At 60.5% G+C, this 18,524-nt stretch carries 17 protein-coding genes and 2 pseudogenes; 4 read left to right on the top strand and 15 right to left on the bottom strand.

The genetic code is table 11. The features are described from left to right. Positions 1–96: 96 nt before the first annotated feature. Positions 97–927, bottom strand: a pseudogene (locus tag ACI944_RS03750) (TolB family protein); the annotation flags it as partial. Positions 928–1,459: 532 nt separating this feature from the next. On the opposite strand from ACI944_RS03750, the gene ACI944_RS03745 reads away from it, so the two are divergent. Continuing rightward, complete coding sequence (locus ACI944_RS03745) at positions 1,460–2,464, top strand: alcohol dehydrogenase (protein ID WP_411717734.1); 1,005 nt, start codon at positions 1,460–1,462, stop codon at positions 2,462–2,464. Positions 2,465–2,595: 131 nt separating this feature from the next. On the opposite strand, the gene ACI944_RS03740 is transcribed toward ACI944_RS03745, so the two are convergent. The 8 genes from ACI944_RS03740 to ACI944_RS03705 all read right to left on the bottom strand — a co-directional run bounded on the left by ACI944_RS03740 (position 2,596) and on the right by ACI944_RS03705 (position 9,184). Beyond that, positions 2,596–2,898, bottom strand: a complete 303-nt coding sequence (locus ACI944_RS03740; RefSeq protein WP_411717732.1) for a hypothetical protein — start codon at positions 2,896–2,898, stop codon at positions 2,596–2,598. 591 nt (positions 2,899–3,489) lie between these two features. After that, positions 3,490–3,933: a hypothetical protein gene (locus ACI944_RS03735; RefSeq protein ID WP_411717731.1), complete on the bottom strand. Its 444-nt coding sequence runs from the start codon at positions 3,931–3,933 to the stop codon at positions 3,490–3,492. A 71-nt stretch (positions 3,934–4,004) separates the two neighbouring features. Further along, positions 4,005–4,433 carry a universal stress protein gene (locus ACI944_RS03730; protein WP_411717730.1) on the bottom strand — a complete coding sequence of 143 codons (429 nt, stop codon included), beginning with the start codon at positions 4,431–4,433 and terminating at the stop codon, positions 4,005–4,007. 74 nt (positions 4,434–4,507) lie between these two features. Then, the gene (locus tag ACI944_RS03725; protein ID WP_411717729.1) at positions 4,508–5,290 is read right to left on the bottom strand and encodes a hypothetical protein; all 783 of its coding nucleotides are present in this window, start codon (positions 5,288–5,290) and stop codon (positions 4,508–4,510) included. 403 nt (positions 5,291–5,693) lie between these two features. Continuing rightward, positions 5,694–5,987, bottom strand: a complete 294-nt coding sequence (locus ACI944_RS03720; protein WP_411717728.1) for a hypothetical protein — start codon at positions 5,985–5,987, stop codon at positions 5,694–5,696. Between the two features lie 167 nt (positions 5,988–6,154). Further along, a complete protein-coding gene (locus tag ACI944_RS03715; protein WP_411717727.1) occupies positions 6,155–7,069 on the bottom strand; it encodes a DUF5995 family protein in 915 nt (304 codons plus the stop codon). A gap of 141 nt (positions 7,070–7,210) precedes the next feature. Then, the gene (locus ACI944_RS03710) at positions 7,211–8,242 is read right to left on the bottom strand and encodes a hypothetical protein (protein WP_411717733.1); all 1,032 of its coding nucleotides are present in this window, start codon (positions 8,240–8,242) and stop codon (positions 7,211–7,213) included. A gap of 480 nt (positions 8,243–8,722) precedes the next feature. Next, positions 8,723–9,184: a hypothetical protein gene (locus tag ACI944_RS03705; protein ID WP_411717726.1), complete on the bottom strand. Its 462-nt coding sequence runs from the start codon at positions 9,182–9,184 to the stop codon at positions 8,723–8,725. 323 nt (positions 9,185–9,507) lie between these two features. Here ACI944_RS03705 and ACI944_RS03700 point away from each other — a divergent pair, with 323 nt between their 5' ends. Further along, a complete protein-coding gene (locus ACI944_RS03700; protein ID WP_411717725.1) occupies positions 9,508–10,092 on the top strand; it encodes a response regulator in 585 nt (194 codons plus the stop codon). Between the two features lie 35 nt (positions 10,093–10,127). Here the strand turns inward: ACI944_RS03700 and ACI944_RS03695 are convergent, their stop codons facing one another. Both ACI944_RS03695 and ACI944_RS03690 read right to left on the bottom strand, forming a co-directional pair. After that, complete coding sequence (locus tag ACI944_RS03695; protein ID WP_411717724.1) at positions 10,128–11,681, bottom strand: bacterio-opsin activator domain-containing protein; 1,554 nt, start codon at positions 11,679–11,681, stop codon at positions 10,128–10,130. Between the two features lie 60 nt (positions 11,682–11,741). After that, positions 11,742–12,854, bottom strand: coding sequence for a sensor histidine kinase (locus ACI944_RS03690; RefSeq protein ID WP_411717723.1), 1,113 nt, complete (start codon positions 12,852–12,854; stop codon positions 11,742–11,744). 725 nt (positions 12,855–13,579) lie between these two features. Between ACI944_RS03690 and ACI944_RS03685 the strand changes: the two genes are divergently transcribed. Beyond that, on the top strand, positions 13,580–13,930 hold the full coding sequence (locus ACI944_RS03685) for an ArsR/SmtB family transcription factor (protein ID WP_411717722.1): 351 nt from the start codon (positions 13,580–13,582) through the stop codon (positions 13,928–13,930). Between the two features lie 270 nt (positions 13,931–14,200). Here ACI944_RS03685 and ACI944_RS03680 read toward each other — a convergent pair whose 3' ends face one another. After that, the gene (locus tag ACI944_RS03680) at positions 14,201–14,869 is read right to left on the bottom strand and encodes a ParB N-terminal domain-containing protein (RefSeq protein ID WP_411717721.1); all 669 of its coding nucleotides are present in this window, start codon (positions 14,867–14,869) and stop codon (positions 14,201–14,203) included. Between the two features lie 164 nt (positions 14,870–15,033). Then, positions 15,034–15,321, bottom strand: coding sequence for a helix-turn-helix transcriptional regulator (locus ACI944_RS03675; RefSeq protein WP_411717720.1), 288 nt, complete (start codon positions 15,319–15,321; stop codon positions 15,034–15,036). 259 nt (positions 15,322–15,580) lie between these two features. Here ACI944_RS03675 and ACI944_RS03670 point away from each other — a divergent pair, with 259 nt between their 5' ends. Further along, positions 15,581–15,736: a hypothetical protein gene (locus ACI944_RS03670; protein ID WP_411717719.1), complete on the top strand. Its 156-nt coding sequence runs from the start codon at positions 15,581–15,583 to the stop codon at positions 15,734–15,736. A 111-nt stretch (positions 15,737–15,847) separates the two neighbouring features. On the opposite strand, the gene ACI944_RS03665 is transcribed toward ACI944_RS03670, so the two are convergent. After that, a complete protein-coding gene (locus ACI944_RS03665; RefSeq protein ID WP_411717718.1) occupies positions 15,848–17,761 on the bottom strand; it encodes an ATP-binding protein in 1,914 nt (637 codons plus the stop codon). Between the two features lie 170 nt (positions 17,762–17,931). Continuing rightward, a pseudogene (locus ACI944_RS03660) lies at positions 17,932–18,524 on the bottom strand (transporter); the annotation flags it as partial.

Here is an 18,524-nt window from a genome sequence, read left to right as displayed (position 1 = left end):
GACACACACGACTCGAGTTCCTCCCGCTCGTCTTCCGACAAATCAACCGTATACTTCTTTTTTCCCATACGTCTGCGTTGTCGTGCAGCCTTATCAATCTATGATTGACAGAGCACTAGTGCCGTCGCGGCTCCGGTTAGCGATGAAGCGGTCGCCACCGGGAAGAAAGAATGCCGCCGACTCCTCAAAGGACAAGTCGCCGTACCACTCGACGGTGTCCGCATCGAGGTCGTAGATGCCGGCGCGACCGAGGTCCTCGCTGTTGTCGGTGATGAGCAACGTTCCGCCCTCCGGGTGCCAGTCAGCGGGGCCGGACTCGGCTCCTGTCTCGCCGATCTGGAGGTTCCGAGCGTCGGAGCCGTCGGCGCTCGCAACGTAAACGTCGCGGTTGTCGTAGTCGTCAGACTCGTTTGTTCCGAAGGCGATCCGTTCGCCGTCGGGCGAGAGATGTGATCCCCACACGGCGCGATCGTAGTCGGTGAGCTTTGTCGTCTCTCCGCGCTCGCAGTCGTGACGGAAAACGTTCATTTGGCCGTCGCGGTTCGACCCCACAAGCAGGGTCTGACCGTCCTCGCCGACGTCTTGGACGATTACTTGACGCTCCATCTCGACGACTGGCTCCGCGTCGCCACCCCGGGCGAGGCGATACACGTCGTTCTGCTCGTTGCCCCCCTCGTCGAGGTGGAAATACACGGAGTCGCCGTCAGCGGCCCATTCCACGCCCCAGCGGGCGTTACGTGGCACTTCTCCGTCGCTCCAGGGCTCGTGCTCACCGGTTTCGATATCTAGTACGTGCAACTGGTTGCGGCCGGTCACGTCGTAATAAAAAGCGATCTTGGTTCCGTCGGGCGCTACCGTCGGATGCGCGAGCGTCGGCAGGCTCGCTAGTTCTTCAAGAATATCTCGGTCGTCTTCTGTCCGAGTCATGCGAATAGGTACGATCCATGAACACTTGAGTGATCCGAGCATCGATACCTGCCTCACGGCAAAGGGGGCTCCCAGCGCTGTTGCGGCCCTCTACGAAAGGATGTATATACCAGCCGTTGCCGTCACTGAAGAGATCGACGTAGCCGACTGCCGTTCGATCATTGATACGGGACGATGTCGCAGTCGTTCGTCCGGGGCCACTATCTCGCCGTGGAGCCGTCCGTTGACGGCCACCGTATCTCAGGCACCCAAACAGTCACTCGAAAGTACACCGCGCTTCCTGCTTCTCGAGCATCCCTTCTCATAGCAGATTCCAAGCCGTCTTCAGCAGGGCTTCTGTGCGCTCTAAACTCTTGTTGGCGACGGGTGCCAGAATCAGTTCCCCCACCCCCAAACGGAGGGCAGTAAGGCGACGCTGAACCGCCTCGGGGGCAAGCCCCGATCGACTTCATCCGGCCCGCCGGCGGGGCGACTTGCCGGTACGCAGGGGGTTTTTGACCTGAGAGGCGACCGTCGTTGTATGCCCGAAACGATGCGCGCGGCGGTCGTCGACGAAGCGGGTGCCGAGTTCGAAATCGTCGAGAGGTCGGTCCCCGATCCAGCCCCGGACGAGGTCCGCGTGGCGGTCGAGGCCTGCGGCATCTGTCACAGCGACGTCTTCGTCAAGGAGGGTGGATACCCGGGTGTCAGCTACCCCCGAATCCCCGGCCACGAGGTCGTCGGCTACGTCGACTCGGTCGGCGAGGACGTCGAAAGCTGGTCGGCGGGCGACTACGTCGGGGCCGGTTGGCACGGGGGTCACTGTTTCACCTGCGAACCGTGTCGCCGCGGTGAGTTCCTCAACTGCGAGCACGCCGAGATCACGGGGCTCACGTTCGACGGGGGATACGCCGAGTTCACGACAGTTCCTGCGGAAGCACTCGCGGCGGTCCCCGAGGATCTGCGGGCGGCCGATGCGGCGCCGCTGCTGTGCGCTGGCGTCACGACGTACAACGCGCTCCGAAACGCCGACTTACAGCCGGGCGACCTCGTCGCCGTCCAAGGTGTCGGCGGGCTCGGCCACCTCGGCATCCAGTACGCTCATGCCGCCGGCTACGAGACGGTCGCTATCTCACGGAGTTCGGACAAGGAGCCACTCGCCGCGGAGTTAGGGGCCGACCACTTCGTGAACGCGGCCGAAACCAACCCCGCGGAGCGGCTCCAAGCGCTCGGTGGCGCGGACGGCGTCCTCGCGACGGCGCCCTCGAGCGACGCGATCGCGTCGGTCGTCGAGGGGGTCGGGATCGACGGCTCGGTGATCGTCGTCGGCGTCCCCGGCGAGGATGTTCCGGTGAACGCCCAACACCTCATTGGAACCGCCGGATCGGTCGAGGGCTGGGGTTCCGGCGACGCTCGGGACTCCCAGGACACGCTGGAGTTTAGTTCGCTCCGGGAGATCACGCCCGAAATAGAGGCGTACCCGCTCGAAGAGGTCGAGACGGCGTACGGACGAATGATCGAGAACGAGGCGCGGTTCCGGGCCGTCCTCGAGCTGTAGGTCACGCCCGAAGCGTGACCCCTGTTGTCACTTCTCGAGAATCTGCCGCCTGACTAGCATCGGCACTCGTCTGTAGCTAAGACACGCGATAGCACGGTGGCTGGCTGCTAGCGATCTCTCAGTGATTCCTTTTACTGGGACGGATCCTTGCTGTCCGGTGTGATGTTGCGTTCACACGTGCGGCCAGCCTCAATTAACGTCTCAACTCGGCGCTCAAACTCCACGTTGTCGATTTTCTCGTCGACGTATCGCCGCTTCAATCGCGCAAGCGGCTCCTCGGTGGGTTCCGTCTCAGATCTCCGATTCAGCGCGATGTCCTCGGCAAGATCCCCGGCTACGGCAGCACTCCCGATCACGTACACAGCGGTCAGAACTGTGAGCCCAAACGCGCCGACCGCTGCAGCAGGTGAGATAGATGACGCGATCGCGATCATAATAAAACCAGTGGTAATAACAGCAGCGTGACCAAGCCGCCGGCTGTGGCACCGATACGACTGCCGGTTGAACGTGTGTCGCGAGCAATCCAGCTCGCTACCCCGCCACCGATCGCAGGTGCAACAAGCCCACCGACCGGAACTACACTCAGCACGAGCGTCACTCCTGCTCCGATGCCGGCCCGGGTCATACATCCGGAGAGTCGGCGTGTTGGTCGAGCGCTATCGGGTGGTCTGAAATCAGTCATTGGTTTCGGTGTTTCATAATCGGGTTACACTGGATACTGACGTTTTCACTCTTGATGCGGAGACCAGGGGCGGAAATAATACTGGATACTTTGGTGGGCAAGTTGGGAGTAGTATCAGTCGACGTTTAGGTGGGTGTCACCCACCGCCAGAGCTTGCCGACACCGACCATCTCTGTTTTATGTCAATCGCGCGATACGCATGTGATTTGAACCCCTATACTGGGGTCCTTGTTACCGAAGCTCGTTGCTTTTGTACGACAAATACTACAGCGTTGATTGGAATGATCGGGGCGACCGTGGCGTCAGCGTTGCCACCGTCGTGACGCGAACCGAAGTGGTCGAACTAGAACTTCGCACTTCCGCCCGTCACGAGGCCGGCCGACCCGATATCTTCTCTCGCCTGCTGGAGGTCACTCGGGGTGTCGCAGATGACCAGCGTCTCCCGATTGTTGAGCGCGTGGAACTGATAGCGATCGGGGTCTGAGAGGCTCCGGAGTGCGTGGTGGTACGCCCGGACGGGGAATCGCGACGATCCTGGTCCCCACAGGCTCAGGTCGTGGACGGCCGGATCCTCGTTGAGTTCCTGGAAGATCTCGGCAAACGCGTCGACGTCGTCGATCGCGAGGGCCTTGTCGGGCACGACGACGCCCTCCTGATCGTTGTCGTCAACGGTCGAGATCTCGTACTCGGCCGAGTCGTACGCCGCAACGAACGGACCGAGCAGGTCCTCGACGTCATCTGGCGCCTCGTCCTCGCGTAACTGCACGTAGAGGGTGAACGCAGCCATATCGTCGCGTAGGGGCGAGACGCCCATACTCTTTCGGGACGGAGCCACCCCGCCTCTCCCGACGGGGTCACTTACTCGTCGGAGCGAACCGTGACCACGGGGCAGTCCGCGGATCGGACGACCTTCTCCGCGACGCTACCGAGCAGGTACCGGTCGATCCCACGTCGCCCGTGCGTTCCCATCACGATCATATCGATGTCGTGTTCGTCGACGTACGCCAGGATCTGTCTGTACGGCGACCCGCTGGCGACCGTCCCGCGGATCGACTCGACGTCGGCGGCGTTCGCCTGAGCCCGGGCGGTCTCGAGGCTACGTTCGCCTTCACGTTCGAGTTCAGCCAGCATATCGGGCGCGTCGGCCTCGACCGCCGGGAACGTGTCCTCGATCACGTAGAGGACATGCAGTGTCGCATCGTGCGCCAGAGCCTGTTCGATCGCGTGCTCTTGGGCGGCGTTCGCGCCGTCGCTACCGTCCGTCGGAAACAAGATATCGTCGTACATACTCGAGGCTATGTGGTCCTCCTACAAACCGTTTCAGGCGGTCGATCAGATGTCTGATGGGAAGTGCCCCCGGGCTATCGGTCGGGGGTGCCCGCCCCGCCCAGTGGGTGTGTCGTTCCCGATCGGCCGTGTTCCTTCCGGGGTTCGCCCCCGACTTGGAGGTACGCCGCGGCGATGATCCCGTAGAGGACGACGAACAGGACGCTGTTGAGCACGACGGAGACGAGGTCGGCGACGACCGGCGTGCCGGCGAGTTGGAGGAGCGATCCCGCGCCGCCGGTGACGGCACCGATCGCGCCGGCAAAGAACACTACCGCCGCGAGTCTCAGGCGGTTGCCCCGCGAGAGCGCCCAACTCCGCTTGAGCGCGCCGACGACGCCGCGGTCCTCGACGCTGACGGCGAAAATGAAAAACAGGAAACACGCCGCGAGGAACACGCCGGGGAGGATCAAAAGTGCCAGGCCGAGCGTCACCGAAAAGCTGACCACGACTCCGCCGACGAACATCGACACCGTTGCGCGTCCGATCCGACGCGTGTACAACTCGGCTGGAAACGTCGACAGCGCGTCCCGTGGCCGGGTTAGCGCCCGCGAAAGGGTCACGAAGTAGACGGTGCTGAGCAGGATGCCAAACACGAACAGGCCGGCGGCGACGGTACCCGGGATGGGTAGCGTTAGACCGACCATGCTTTCGGCCTCGGCGGCCGCCTCGGATGGCAATAACCCGACGAAGGCGGTGTTGACTGACGCCTGCACGAGGAGTTGAATCGCCAGAAGGGCCGCGAGCAGGATCGCGCCCGTTCGGGTGAACACCCGTCCGATACCGTCAGCGACTGTCCGCGTAAGTTGGAGGGACATACACGATGCGTCTCACCGGGAAGGCATAAGAACATCCGAGGCTGAAAACGAGTTCGTAGCGTCCGTCGACACGCTCCGGATGCGACGGCCTTGCACCGACTGCCCTGCAAACGAAGAGCCGCCCGCGAGGCAATCCTCAACGAACAGGGGACGACCGGTGGGGACTCTCCACCGGGAAGGCCGAGCGTCGCCGACGGTGGCGAATACACTCGAAACAACCTTTTTTCAATGTCTCACCGCAGTTCCGCTCACATAAATTTAGGCAAACATAAAAGGAGGCACTCAATGTGGACCGACAGCACTCAGCGACCGTCTCGACCTGTGGGGGCACGCCACCGACAATTCGTGGAATCGCTCGATACGCGTCGTGTCGGTGTAATAGAGCGTCTGTACAACGGTCCCGTCAGTAGTCGGCCGCACGGAGTTCAGCTTCAACCGTCTCGACGGCCGTCGTAATATCGTCAAACCGACTGGTTCCGACGCTTTGACATCCTTGCTTTCGGTCGAGTCGAACGGCGTGATCGCCGAGCAGGTCGGGCCGGATGGTTAGCTTCGCCGCTGCACAGACCCCATCGTCGCCGGGGATTCGGTACTCAACAATACCGCCGGTGTCGTCGGTTCGACTCCACGCCCCTAGTGGGGCCGGTAGCCGATCGACGAGCTGTTCGGGATCAACCGGAGCACGTGTCTGTGACACGAGAAGTGGTATGCGCGGGAGAAGAATAGGTGTTGCGTCGGACCGTACCGGCGGTGTCGGTTTCACGATCTGAACGCCGGAACGCGCTCCTTATTCACACTGAATGCACGGGGTGAATGCAGCAACGTGCTCTCGTTTGTATCGGGAGCTGTCCCCGATCAACTCACTCACCGAACGGTCCCGGCACGGTCGTGGAACGCTTGAGCGTAGGACAAGAGGTCGAACTCACCGCGTTCGACCTCCCGAAGCAGTTGTATCGCCTCCGGACTCAATTTTGGCTGGAGCAGGAGATACGCCCCACCCGTCGCAGTCCGGCTCAGTACCCACCTAGTGTACCGTTCGATCGGGGACCACCCGACATCGGATCGAAGCTCGGCTACCTCCCACGCATGCGCTCTGGCCCTCCGGAGGCCTACGCCCGCGGCTATGTCGTCTAGCCGCCCGAGTTGTTCGCCAACCCGTGATAGGCCGGGGGCATACTGCCGGGACAGTAGTTCCTGTTGGACGCTCACCAGCCGGTAGAGTATCTCGTTGATGCGGGTGTGATCAGCGTACTTTTCGGGGCGATCCGGATCGAGCCCGATCTCCGAGAGCGCCAACGCGAGGTCGTAGTTGATGTGGGCGTTGATGCCCAAAAGTGCGTCCTGCATGACGAGTGCGTCGCCGCGGAGCGCGGTTCCGAAGGCTACAATCCACGGATCAGGCACGTCGGCCAGCGCGCCGCGTTCGTAGTTATGGAATGCCCGTCTGTAATACTCCGCAAAGCGAACGAGATACTGCTTCATCCAGTCCGGATCATTAAACGCACCCGATTCGATAACCCGGATTGTCTCCCGAGTCATTTCGGTGTAGATGGTCAGAAACACCGCTCGTCGGTCGGACTGTTCGAGCAGTATGGTTTCCAGTTGATCCAAGCGAGTACTGGTATCCTCCACCGATTTGAACGGGGTAGAAACGAGTGCTGTCCGCTCGGGGTCGGCCTCAACATCGACAGCGAAATCCGACACCTCACGGCCGATCGTCCGACGAACCCGACGGAGCCGATGCCTGCTGAAGAGTACCGCGAAGGGGAGATCAATCATCGAACTACGTGTACCTCATCATCTGCAAACCTGCTTGTGGGATATTTATAAACTCTTTCTCTACGGTGGCCGAGTGTTAAGCGGCGTCATCAACGACGGAAATGCGATGAGAAGACCTCGCGTCTTATACCGGGGAGAAACTCAAGGCGTCACAATTAGGCCAAACTGATGCACTGCGTCTTGATACTCGGCGACCACGTTTTTGAAATCGACCCGGTCGTCGTAGCTGTCTATTGGCTGGAGGTCATCGGCGATGCCGAGCGCTTCCAAGACGGCAGCGAGTTCCTCGGAAGGCGGCGCACCCTCTTCGTAGCGGCGGCGGTTTTCCTCGCTGATAACATCGTCCATCACGTCGCGAGCGGCTGCCGAGATATCGTTTGCAGTCAGATCATATTTTATGATCGCGTCCCTCGCATACTCCATGAACTCCTCGGGGGTGCCCGCAACTTCATCGACGGTGTACGTCCATTCCGGGACACGGACCGTCCGTTGGTCCGTGACGGGGCGAAAGTGTTCCTCGCTGTGTTCGTGCTGAATGAAATCAAACGGCGGGTTAGGGACGAGTTCACTGGTGTCTGCGTCGAGCCCCTGATGATACTCGACGGTCTGTAGTGTCTCGAATTCAGGCTCACCGAGAAACCCATCATTCCCCGCATAGACGGCGTCGAGTGCTGCCTCGATCACTCGTTCGTCCTGTGCCGAGAGATCGATTGGTGTTCGTTCGACCGTCGCGTCGTCCGGCGGTGTCTCATCGACCCGTTCGACCGCAAAGTGCCACCGTTCACGCTCGAGATACTGTTCGTCGGTTATCGCAGCTTCGTAAAAAATGCCATCGCGCTGGAAGAACGTCGGGCGCGGCGCCGTGCCTTTCCCCCACGGTACTCGCCACACGAGCGGCCACTGTTGGGCCGTCACACTACCGGTGTCGAACAGTTCGGAGACATACCGTGTCTTTGTTTCGTCGGTGAAGTCGACTCGAGTGGTCGCTCTGATAGCGGTCGGATCGGGCCACAGGTGTCCGGTTCTCGCCAGTGACTCGATCGACGACAGGTCCAGTTCGCCTGCGATAAGCGCGTAGTCCTCGAGACTACCGGAACTCAGGCATCCGGCGGTTGCAGCAACCGCTCCGGACGTCCCGAGGAGTTGGAGGGCGCGACGGCGGGAACACCGCATGCTCATATAGGTTCTACAGCGATGAAAATAAAAACATATTCGAAGGCTCAAACGCCGATTAGAGCGTTCGATACGTCTTTTATTACGATCCTACTGAATTACATACGAGCGTATCCATGCGTACTAATAAGCGTTTGAACCTGTCATCGACAGTTCTGGGTGTCGGGGTATTTGGCGCGCTTTTCATTTGCGTGACAGCCTTTTTACTAGCCGTTGCATCGAGAGGGAGCATCTTGGGCGTCCTCACTGGTATCGTGGTTTTAACATTTATTCTGATGATCGGGGGACAGTTGCTGGTGGATGCATTGCTGCGTCGACGGCATCGGATCGAAAAGAAGGTTCAATCAGTGAGACAGCGGCTGCGAAAGTGAATCCGCCACCTCAGACGGCGTGGCCCACGGGGTAGTGATAGAGACGGCCGATCCGCACAGCCACGGGCCATTGCAAAAGTGAGTCCTCAATCGGTGTCTGTGCTTGATGTCAGCCGATGATCCCTTCAGTAACCGATACGATTCCGTTGCCGACCTCAACGACGATCGTCTGCGGCGGTTTGTCGCCGACGTTACACGTTGTGGCCTCCTCGACCGGCTTGGTACCCCTGTCGCTCTCGTCGCCTCCGGCCGGATCGGCCGCTCCCACGACGCTCACGTCATATCGTCCGGCCGGGACGATCTCCATTTCGGTCGTCACCGCTCCGGGAGCGAGTTCGTACGTCGCCTCGTATTCGTACTGACTATCGTCCGTTCTCGCCCCACTGTTTCGCACCGCGCCCCCGTCCTGAGGAGAACTGTCCGGCCGGGATACCGAGAGCCGAACCCGATAGGATCGGTTCTCGTCGTAGTTCCGGAGGCACAACTGCTCACACCGCGTCCTGACTGCCGACGGCCCGAGTACCTCCTCAGCGGCTGCCGTCCTGGTCGTGTTCTGGCGTTGTTGCTGCATACGTGTCGATACGTCCGTTTGGAAAAAAATCCGTTTGAGGCTCAAATCGGCGTTTGAGCGTTGCAATCAGCGCATTCCCGCCATCGGGCGTCAGAGTTTTTGCAAAACAGCCGTCGAACCCGGTTCGCTATCGAAGCGAGCTCATGTCGCATGCGGTTGCGAGTTCCGGGACTGCGATTGTATTAAGCAAGACACGTAGCAGCATGCCGTGAACTGCCTCGGCCTCCTCCGCCTGTAGACCAGTCGCGTGAAGCCCGTCAGTCCTCTCGCGTGACTGATAAGAAACCGCGGGTATTAAACGCTGTAGGGGATAGTGTACTCAAATGGCAGGCGGGATGCACGTCGACCAACCTCAGGTCCTCATGGTCGACGATGAAAAGGAAGTCGCCGATGCGTACGCACTTCGGTTGGAGGGGGTTGCGGAGGTGACCATCGCCTACAGCGGCACGAAGGCACTAGAGGCGGTCGACCCGTCGGAGCCGCCTGACGTCATCCTGTTGGATCGACATATGCCGAACCTTTCGGGCGACGAGGTTCTGAGGGAGCTACGCGGATACGATATGCGTACCCGGATACTCATGATAACAGCCATCGACCCAGGGTTGGATCTTCTGGAATTGCCGTTTGACGATTACCTCTGTAAGCCGGTCGAACGTGAGGACGTCAGGGCGGCTGTCGACCAGCAATGTCGGGTACTGGCTTACGAACTCCTCGGAGAATACTTTGAGTTGGAATCGAAGCGATCCGTCATCGCCGCCGAGTTGCCGCCGAAACGCCTCGCGGATCACGACGAGTTTACCACCCTCGACGCTCGGACTGACGCGCTTCGCGAACGGGTCTGCCGGCTCCTTCCGGATGCGGAGACCCTACTGGAGACGTTTTCGGGCGTCGACCGCGAGGGATACTGAGTTCGGGCGGGCACAGGCATGCGCCACGTCGGCTGTCATCGGTCCGGCGTTGTTGCGCCGTCACCGCCGAAGAAAGCGTTCAACAGTTCCCGCTGCGCATTCCGTAGGTGATACAGAACGGTGGGGCCAGAGATGTCGAGCGCCTCCGCGACCTCCTCGGATGTACTACCCCGCGGTGATTCGAAGTAGTCCGAGAGATGGGCGGCTCTGAGCACGCGCCGCTGTTTCTCGGTGAGTGACTCTTCGAGTTGGCGCTGGAACGCCTCCATCGTCTCCGGCTCCCGCGGGCGTTCACTCCGGGCCCGTAAGTTCGTGTCCTCGAACCGCTTGTCAACCGCTTCGACGGCGGCTCGGACGTCGCTGTCCGGCGGGAGTTCGGCGACGAGGTCGGCCGTCTCACCATTGTAGGTTGCATCGGTAACTGTCGCCCCCCAGTCGACCAGCGTTGTGATCGGGGTCGGCCCGGCCAGCGTCACCTCGATTAGTGATGTCGTATCGCTGTCCTCAACGAGCCGGACATCGGCGACGGCCGAGTGGTCCTGCACGACCGGCAGCAACTGATCAGTGCCGCCTTCGGTGCGCAGGTAGCACACGACGATATCGTCGTCCCTGGCGACAGCACCCGCCAGCGAGAGAGGCCGGTCGACGGCTGCACTGGCTTCAACGAGCGGGAGGTCCCCGTCACGGACCTCGAGACGCAATTCCGTCACGGTGTCGGCAAACAGGAGGTCTGATTGTTTGATTGCGTTCACCGCAAACCCCGCCACTGCCCCGAGCGTGTTCAGGGTAGCTTGTTCTTGCGTGCTGAATCCCGATTTGCGTGTCGCGTATACGCCCATGACGCCGTAGACAGTATCGTCCGATGTTAGTGGCACTGCGAGCGCCGATTGGAGTCCACGGCTGAACGCCGCGACGCGTAGCTCCCGCGGGATCTCTTCGTCCTCCGGAATCGTCTCCACGAGACGCGTTGCCCCAGTCTCAACGGCGTGCTGTTCCGGGAGCGCGGTGTCCGCGGACAGTTCAGCGTCGATCGCATCAAGAACGTCGGGAGCATCCCCCGCGGAAGCCACCAGTTGAAGTCGATCGTCGGTGAGGTCCCGTTCGCCGATCCAGACGAACTCGTACAGGTCTGTCGTCCCCAGGCGTTGACAGACCGTCTCCCAGACCTCCTCGCGCGCCGAGGCATCGATGACCCGCCGGAGTACCGTCGCGACTAACGCGTCGATCGATTCCAAGCGCGAGAGACGCTGGCGGAGGCGGTCGATAGTCTGCTGGTCGGTGCGCCGGGCGGTCACATCTCGTGTATACAGGATAGTGCTGTCCTCGACGACGGTGACCTCGGTCGCGAGCCAACTGTCGATGGTGGGGTAGTACTCCTCGATCGATCGCTCGACGGGCGGGTCGGCGGCGAGCGCGTCGTGGAGTGTGCCCGCGGCTGATTGTGGCAGCACTTCCGTGGCCTCCCGTCCGGAGAGCGCTTCGGGGTCGGTGTCGAGAAGGTCGGCCGCAGCGGGGTTGGCGGCCGTGATCTCGCCATCTACAGCTACTTCAATGACCCCCATCGGGGCGTGTGTCAGTTGTTCGTCCATATCAAATTCTCATTGCGACTCGTACCTGCCGATTGCGACGGCCACGGTTTGAACCTCCGGTTATGCAAGGCCGGTAACCTCGAAGCGAGCACCGCCACTATCGCTTTCGGCCACGGTGACCGTCCACCCGTGGGCCGTCGCGATGCGCTTTACGATGGTCAACCCGAGTCCCGTCCCATCACCGGCGACGGTGTATCCGGGTTCGAAGACACGCTCGCGCTCTGCGGGCGGAACGCCACACCCGTCGTCAGCAATAAAGAACCCGTCGGCCATCGGTCCGACCCGGATCGAAAGAGGCGGGGCATCCGCTGCCGTCCCGCCGTCAGGCCCGGGTTCCGGAGCGTCGCCGGTTTTTGATGCCGTCGGCGTCCCCGGAGCCCCGCGCTCAACAGTGTCGTCGGACTCCGTCCGACTGCTCGTGGAACCATGTTCCACGGCGTTGCGGAACAGGTTCTCGAAGAGCCGCTGGAGGCGGTCGGGGGCAGCCTCCGTCTTCTGGAGGTCCTGCGCGACGGTGAGTTCCGTCGCCCCCGTCTCGACGGCCTGCCAGGCGTCCCTGGCGACATCCGCGATGGCAACGCTCGCGGTCGTGTCTATGGCCTTGTCCCGTCGGGCTAGGGTGAGGACGTCACCGATGATTCGCTCCATGCGGTCGTGGGCACGGTCGAGGCGGTCAAAGTGCTCCCTGTCACCGGTCTCCCGAGCCGCTCGTGCCCGTGCTTTGGCCACGTCAAGCGGGTTGCGGAGGTCGTGGCTGATCGCACTGGCGATGTGATCGCCTATCGATCCCATACCGGGGTCCGGCTGTCGTTCGATCAGGGTCAGTGTCCCGGTAGTCTGGTCGCCGTTCGGGACTACACCGAGGCGGTACATCGACCCGTCGTCAGCGTCGTTATCTGTCCGGATCATCGTATCAGTTCGATTCCCGGCCAGGAGTGCCTCGCAGACGGCATCGGGGCCGCCGCCTTGCTCGGCTCTGAACCCATTTTCCCGCCACCACGCTCGCAGCGTCGGTGCGGACGCACCCGTGCCGAACGCCGACACGAACGGCTCGTTTGTCGAATCCAACACGACCGTATCGGCGGACACCCTGTACCGGGCGACAGGATACGGTAGCGTTTCTATCGGGACCGTCTTCGCGTCGGCACGGGGAGTGTTGTCGCGCTCGTTCATGAGTCTCGATGCTTCGTCACCGGCCAGTCGTGTCGGCGACACAGGTGCACGCTTCCGCGTGGGACGGTGCCGAGAGATGGTAGACGACCGGGACGGCAATCATACGTACTGGGTTACACGCACGCTGACTTATTTTATCTTTCTAAGAATCTAGATCACGCGCCTAGACGCCGCCGACAGTCCGGCGCCACGTGAGAGCAAGGCTCCGCCTCAATGACGCTGATACGGAGGTCGTACCGAGATAATGGGCCGAACTCAAGCGGGTAAGCGTCTCTGGCTCGAATCAAACCGGTTTGAAAATTACTGACGTAGCCAAGTGCCCATCAGTAACGTATCAGCGGGCTCGGCGGAGCGATACCGCTTAGACGGGATGCGGGGACGACAGTCTACAGCACCGTCCCGGATCGATGCAGATCTACCCCGCCGGACGGAGACTGGCGCTACTGCAAGCAACAAGCACCCACCACAGCCACGACTAGAGCGGAACTACACGTCGAAGATCGCCCGCCTGCCGAGGTGAAAACCGATTTCTCCATACTACTAGCCGGGCCAAAGAGACAAATTTGGATAGCTAGCTCCCTACTACAGGATAGTTGAGTTACTCATATTCAGATGAACAATGTCCGCTGGATCGTCTATCCACCCCCTCGCTGATTCGCATAGCCGACGTACCGATCACAAGTTGCTCGGAGCCCCCGGGTCCCGATCGATGGGGGGTGCATAGCATGTCAGTGCAGGATCTGTTGCCGGAGCAGCTTCCAGACGAGCGCGACACCGGTCAGCGAACGATTAACGTCGTGGAAGACGGCATGTCGCTGGAGGTGCTCGCTACCGAGGCCGCTCGCGAAATAGTCATGACCCTCCACGAGTCGCCGAAGGCCGCCTCGGAGATCGCTACCGAGACCGGAACCTCGCTGCAAAACGTCTGTTATCACCTCGATCGACTCCAGCAGGTCGGCCTGGTCGAGGTCGCCGGGAAGCGACACTCCTCGAAGGCCAAGGAGATGGACATCTACGCCCCCACGAGCGCATCGATCGTCGTCGAGTTCGATACGGAGCAGCCGTCCGATGAGTGAGCGGGCGACGTAGAACTCATCAAAAATGAGGATACCTGAGCGTATGGCCAGCCTCCATCGATATGAGAAACCGTCGGAGGTCCTCCAGCGGTTCCCGACGGTGCTGTTCGGGAAATGAAACCCTCTTGAGCGCCTTGTTCGGTATCCTTCGGTCGGCGTGATCGCATTGTGCCTGAGCGTTGGGTAGCATCAATGCGCCGTCAAGCCGTATTGCTGCGCACGAGAGATCGGGCTTCCATCATCGCATCCGATCTCACGAGAGACGGTCGATCAAACATCATATCCGAACACAACCCCCGAATCGTCGTTGCGTTCGTCTTCTGTGCCTCCTGTATTTTCTGTGTCTTCTGTGTCATCTATAGCTTCTGTGTCCTCTGTCTCACGTTCCGTGTCGTTAGTCACATCGGCCGTGGCCTCATCGGACTCGGCCGGTGCATCTGCTGTTTCGGCGTCATCCCGATGCGCGACACGAAACAGATCTGCCGCCTGTTGGTCAGTAACGGCAATCACTTCGACCGGCAGGCGCTCAAGCCCAGCGATCTCGGCCGCTGCGACCCGTTTGTGACCGTCGAGGATCGTCCCGTTTTCCCGAACGACGGGAAAACTGCCCGGGAACTGATTTCGATAACACCGCCGGATTATGCCGTCCTCGGGTGTGAAATCGATATCGTACTCAGGATACGGGGAGAGTTCTTCAAGTGGCACGAATTCGATGCGTTTTCTGGGCTTCAACACCTCGACAGCCTCGCAGACGCGGATGAACACGCTCCCGAGTGATTCGTCGGTTGTCGTGTTCGTCGCATCGTGTAGGACGACACTCCCACGGTTGCCGTGAACGCGGTCGACCCAGCCTTCGAACACCCCGGTCTCGGTGTGGACGCGAACGTACTTTCCTCGTAGTGCCCGATCAAGCGTATCGTTAAATGAACTGTCTGTCATTGATGATCTTTCTGCGGCCTCGACAGTATTCAATTTAGCCCCCCTGGACAACTCAGTTGGGGAGCGTATCGACCCGTTTCGTGATAGCTCTCCTCAATAAGTGTGTATCGGAGCGTGACGCACACCTCGTCTACGTTCGACTCCGGCAGAGGGGCCGCGTAGGGTTACCCCTCGTCGGCCGCGTCGACGTACTGGTGTTCCCACTCGCGTCGGGCGTCGATCTCACGCTGGCCGCGCCGCGTCGCCGTGTAGAAATTCGTCCGTTTGTCCCGTTCGCCTTTCTCGACGAGGCCCTTCTCGACCAGCGTGTCGAGGTTTGGGTAGAGACGCCCGTGGTGGATCTCCGACTCGTAGTAGTCCTCGAGTTCATCCTTGATGGCGAGGCCGTGCGGCTCGTCCAGTCCGGCGACGACGTACAGTAAGTCTCGCTGAAACCCGGTCAGATCGTACATACCACACAAAATACATATTAGCAATATAAATCCAGCGGATGACGTTTCACTCAGAAAATACTACACACATACCGATTCTGTGTAGGTTTCTCTTCCACCAACATCGGCGGACGCAGAGAAGTGAGCCCACACACGCTCTATTCGTCCGCAGTCAGTGCCACCTGTTTGCTCGTGCCCTGAGTGCCGGTTTGCCGCATGTCTGACAAAGATTTACTATCACGCGGGCGGTGAATCGGTATAACCGCCCAATCTAGTTCTCATGACCGACCCCGACGCTATCCTTGGCACGTGTCCCAACTGTGGGCGTGAAATACGTCGGGTACACGTGCTCATCGACTACGAGACGGAGGACGGTGACCGTGGCATCTGGGCCGACTGTCCCGGGTGCGGCGAGGTTGTCGATCCCAACGGGTGAGCGAATCTCTCGGCGGAGGGGGCTAACGGCCGGTTGGCGCAGCCTTCGACGATGCTGCGTGATCTGCAAGCGAGTGCGTTCGTGCTGCAAAACCGGGTAAGCAACAGCGTATCATGGGGGCTCAGCTTCCGAATCATTCGCGCTGATATCTGGCAGTCGAATCCGGACCGTCGTTCCCTCCTCGTTCTCAAACGTGAGCGCACCGTTGAGAGAATCGGTGCCCCATTTGAGCTGCCAGAGTCCGAGTCCCCGGCTATGCTGTAGGTCGGTTTCGGTGCCAGCCGCCAGTGAATCGAGTTCGGTTGCCGGAATACCCGGCCCATCGTCGGTGATGACGACGCAGTAGCCGCTTCCTGTTGACTCGACAGAGACCGTAACCATTGCGTCGGCGTATCTGATCGCGTTTTCCAACGGGCTCACGAGCGTTGCCCGGAGTGTTTCTTCATCGGTTCGGAGCGTGGCCGTCGACGGAAAATCCGTCTCGACGGTGATCCCTTCGGACTCGATGTCCGCGAGCAAATCGGGGAGCACCGTTGTGAGATCGACTGTCGTCGGTTCGAGATCACGCGCCATGAGGCGATCAATCCGGCGCGCGCGCGTGCCAGTTTCCGCTAGCCGATCCGTTGCCGACAGGATCGCTTCGGCGTGGTCACCGTCTGTTTGCTCGGCCAGCTGCTCCGTATGGCTGTTGATTACGTCGATCTGGTTCCGGAGGTTGTGCCGGAGGACCCGATTGAATACTTCGAGGCGCTGCTCGCGGTGTTTACTCTCGGCGATGAACCGCTCGAGATCGTTGCTCATTGCGACCATCGCCTCGCCCACGGGGCCGGGGATGTTCTCCTCAAGCGCCTCGTCGTCGAACCTTCGCCGTGCGATCTTTTCGGCCTGCTCGGTGATCGTCTCGATATACGATTGTATCTTCGTTAGGCTTCTCTGAAGTTGCCCGACCTCATCACCCCGGTCGTCGGCCTCGATTTCGACCGTTAGGTCGCCACTCGCGATCGCATCCGCTTGTGTTGACAGCCTTTTGACCGACCTGATCGGACCGTAATGGATCATCCCGCTAAGAAACAAAAATCCGACAAACACGAACCCGATCAACCCCATCAGATAGCGCTGAATCCGATCGGTCACTGCTAGCGCACTTGACCGTGGAACTTCTTTGACAACCACCCAATTGATACCGTCGCTCGGAACGCTGTGATACCCTCTGACTTCCCTTTCGCCTAGCTCGGAGCCGTTTATCGGTGCAAACTGGTTCTCGCGGGCATCGATCTGAGATTCGACATCGGTGACGGTTGACTCGCCCTTGTATGGCCGGAACTCGTTCGGTCTGTTCTTTTCAAACATCACATAGGCACTCACGCCGCCAAGTACGACGGTGCTCGCCCCATCGAACGCATCTGCCGTTCTCGTTATTCGGGCGCTCGGACGATACTCGCCGATCAACACGTGGGCCCCATCAGGGGTCGGTGAGGCAATCGCCACGGACATGTTTCCTCCATCTAGATACACCCACGAAACCAGTATATCCTCGGTGCTATCGAACTGGAACGGCACTTCCTCGCCGTCAGCGTTTTCGCCCCAGTCAATATTGGTCGCAGCGAGTTCCTCCTGTTCAATATCGTCAGTGCTGGAAACGATCTGCTCGGTCGTCCCGTTCGACGGCTGTTCCGTCGCACGCTCGACGACGTGGAGGCTGACGAGTTCGTCCGGCGCCTGATTTAATTGTCTCGTAAGTGTTTCATCAGTGACCGTTCGATTAGACGGTTTAATACCGTTGTGTGAGGACAGAAGACGGATCGAGTCCTGTTCACCCTCGAGCCATCTAGCGAGACTCTCGGCTTCAAGTTCCGCACTGGCCTCGATCGATCGCAACTGCTCTTCAGTTACCCGATCGGAGACCTGATACGCGATCACCGTCCCGCCAGCGACAATCACCGCGATAATAAGCAGCGAGACAGCTAACAGCTTGATTGCGTACCGGGATCGAAATCCGTCCGGAAGATACTGTCTACTGCCCATCAACTAAACGCTAGTCGCTGTCGTATAAAAAAGTCGTACGTCGGACGGGGCGCCCGGACTCACGAACGCATACCGATGAGCCGGACCTGTCATGGAAAGCCGGCAAGCATAGATGATCGAATTGACTCCGTATGGGACGTTCGATCACCACGTGCCGGACACACACCGGCTCACTTGGGGGTCGAGCGGACGAGGTCGAAACACAACTCGACCGCTCTGTAGGTTGCCCGGCGGGTCGGCCGTGAGATGGCCAGCATGACGCCCGCGAAGCCGACGAGGCAGGCGGCCGCGGCCGTGATCGCGATAGCGACCGATGGCAGGCCGACCGTGCGGAGAGCAGCGACAACCCCAGTCGCCGACACGAACGACGAAAACAGGCCGACGAAGAGGTGAGCAGCCAACCGTGTATCAACTGGTATTCGGCCGAGGACATCGCGTGCGTAGTAGCTGACGTAGCCGAAAATGACGAGATTCATTATACCGTAGCCGACAGCGCCAGCCATCGCGCCGAACTCCGCACCGAAGACCGCCGGGACAGGGGTGCTGAAGAGCAGTCCGTAGAGTTTCGTGCGGAAACTCACGCTCGGCCTGCCGAGTCCCTCTATCGCGTGTGAGGTGAGCGTCCAAAATCCCCGGAGAAGGTTCACGCCGCCGACGATAAGTACTGTCGCCGAGAACGCCGCCTGCGCGTCGGCAAAGACGAGTCCAGCGACGACGTCATGGGCAGCCAGCAGGTATCCGAAGACAACGAACGTGGCGCCCG

The organism is Natronomonas sp., assembly GCF_046710025.1.
Lineage (GTDB): Archaea > Halobacteriota > Halobacteria > Halobacteriales > Haloarculaceae > Natronomonas.
Note: the sequence above shows the minus strand (reverse complement) of the source record. Positions and strands in the feature narration are given on the sequence as shown.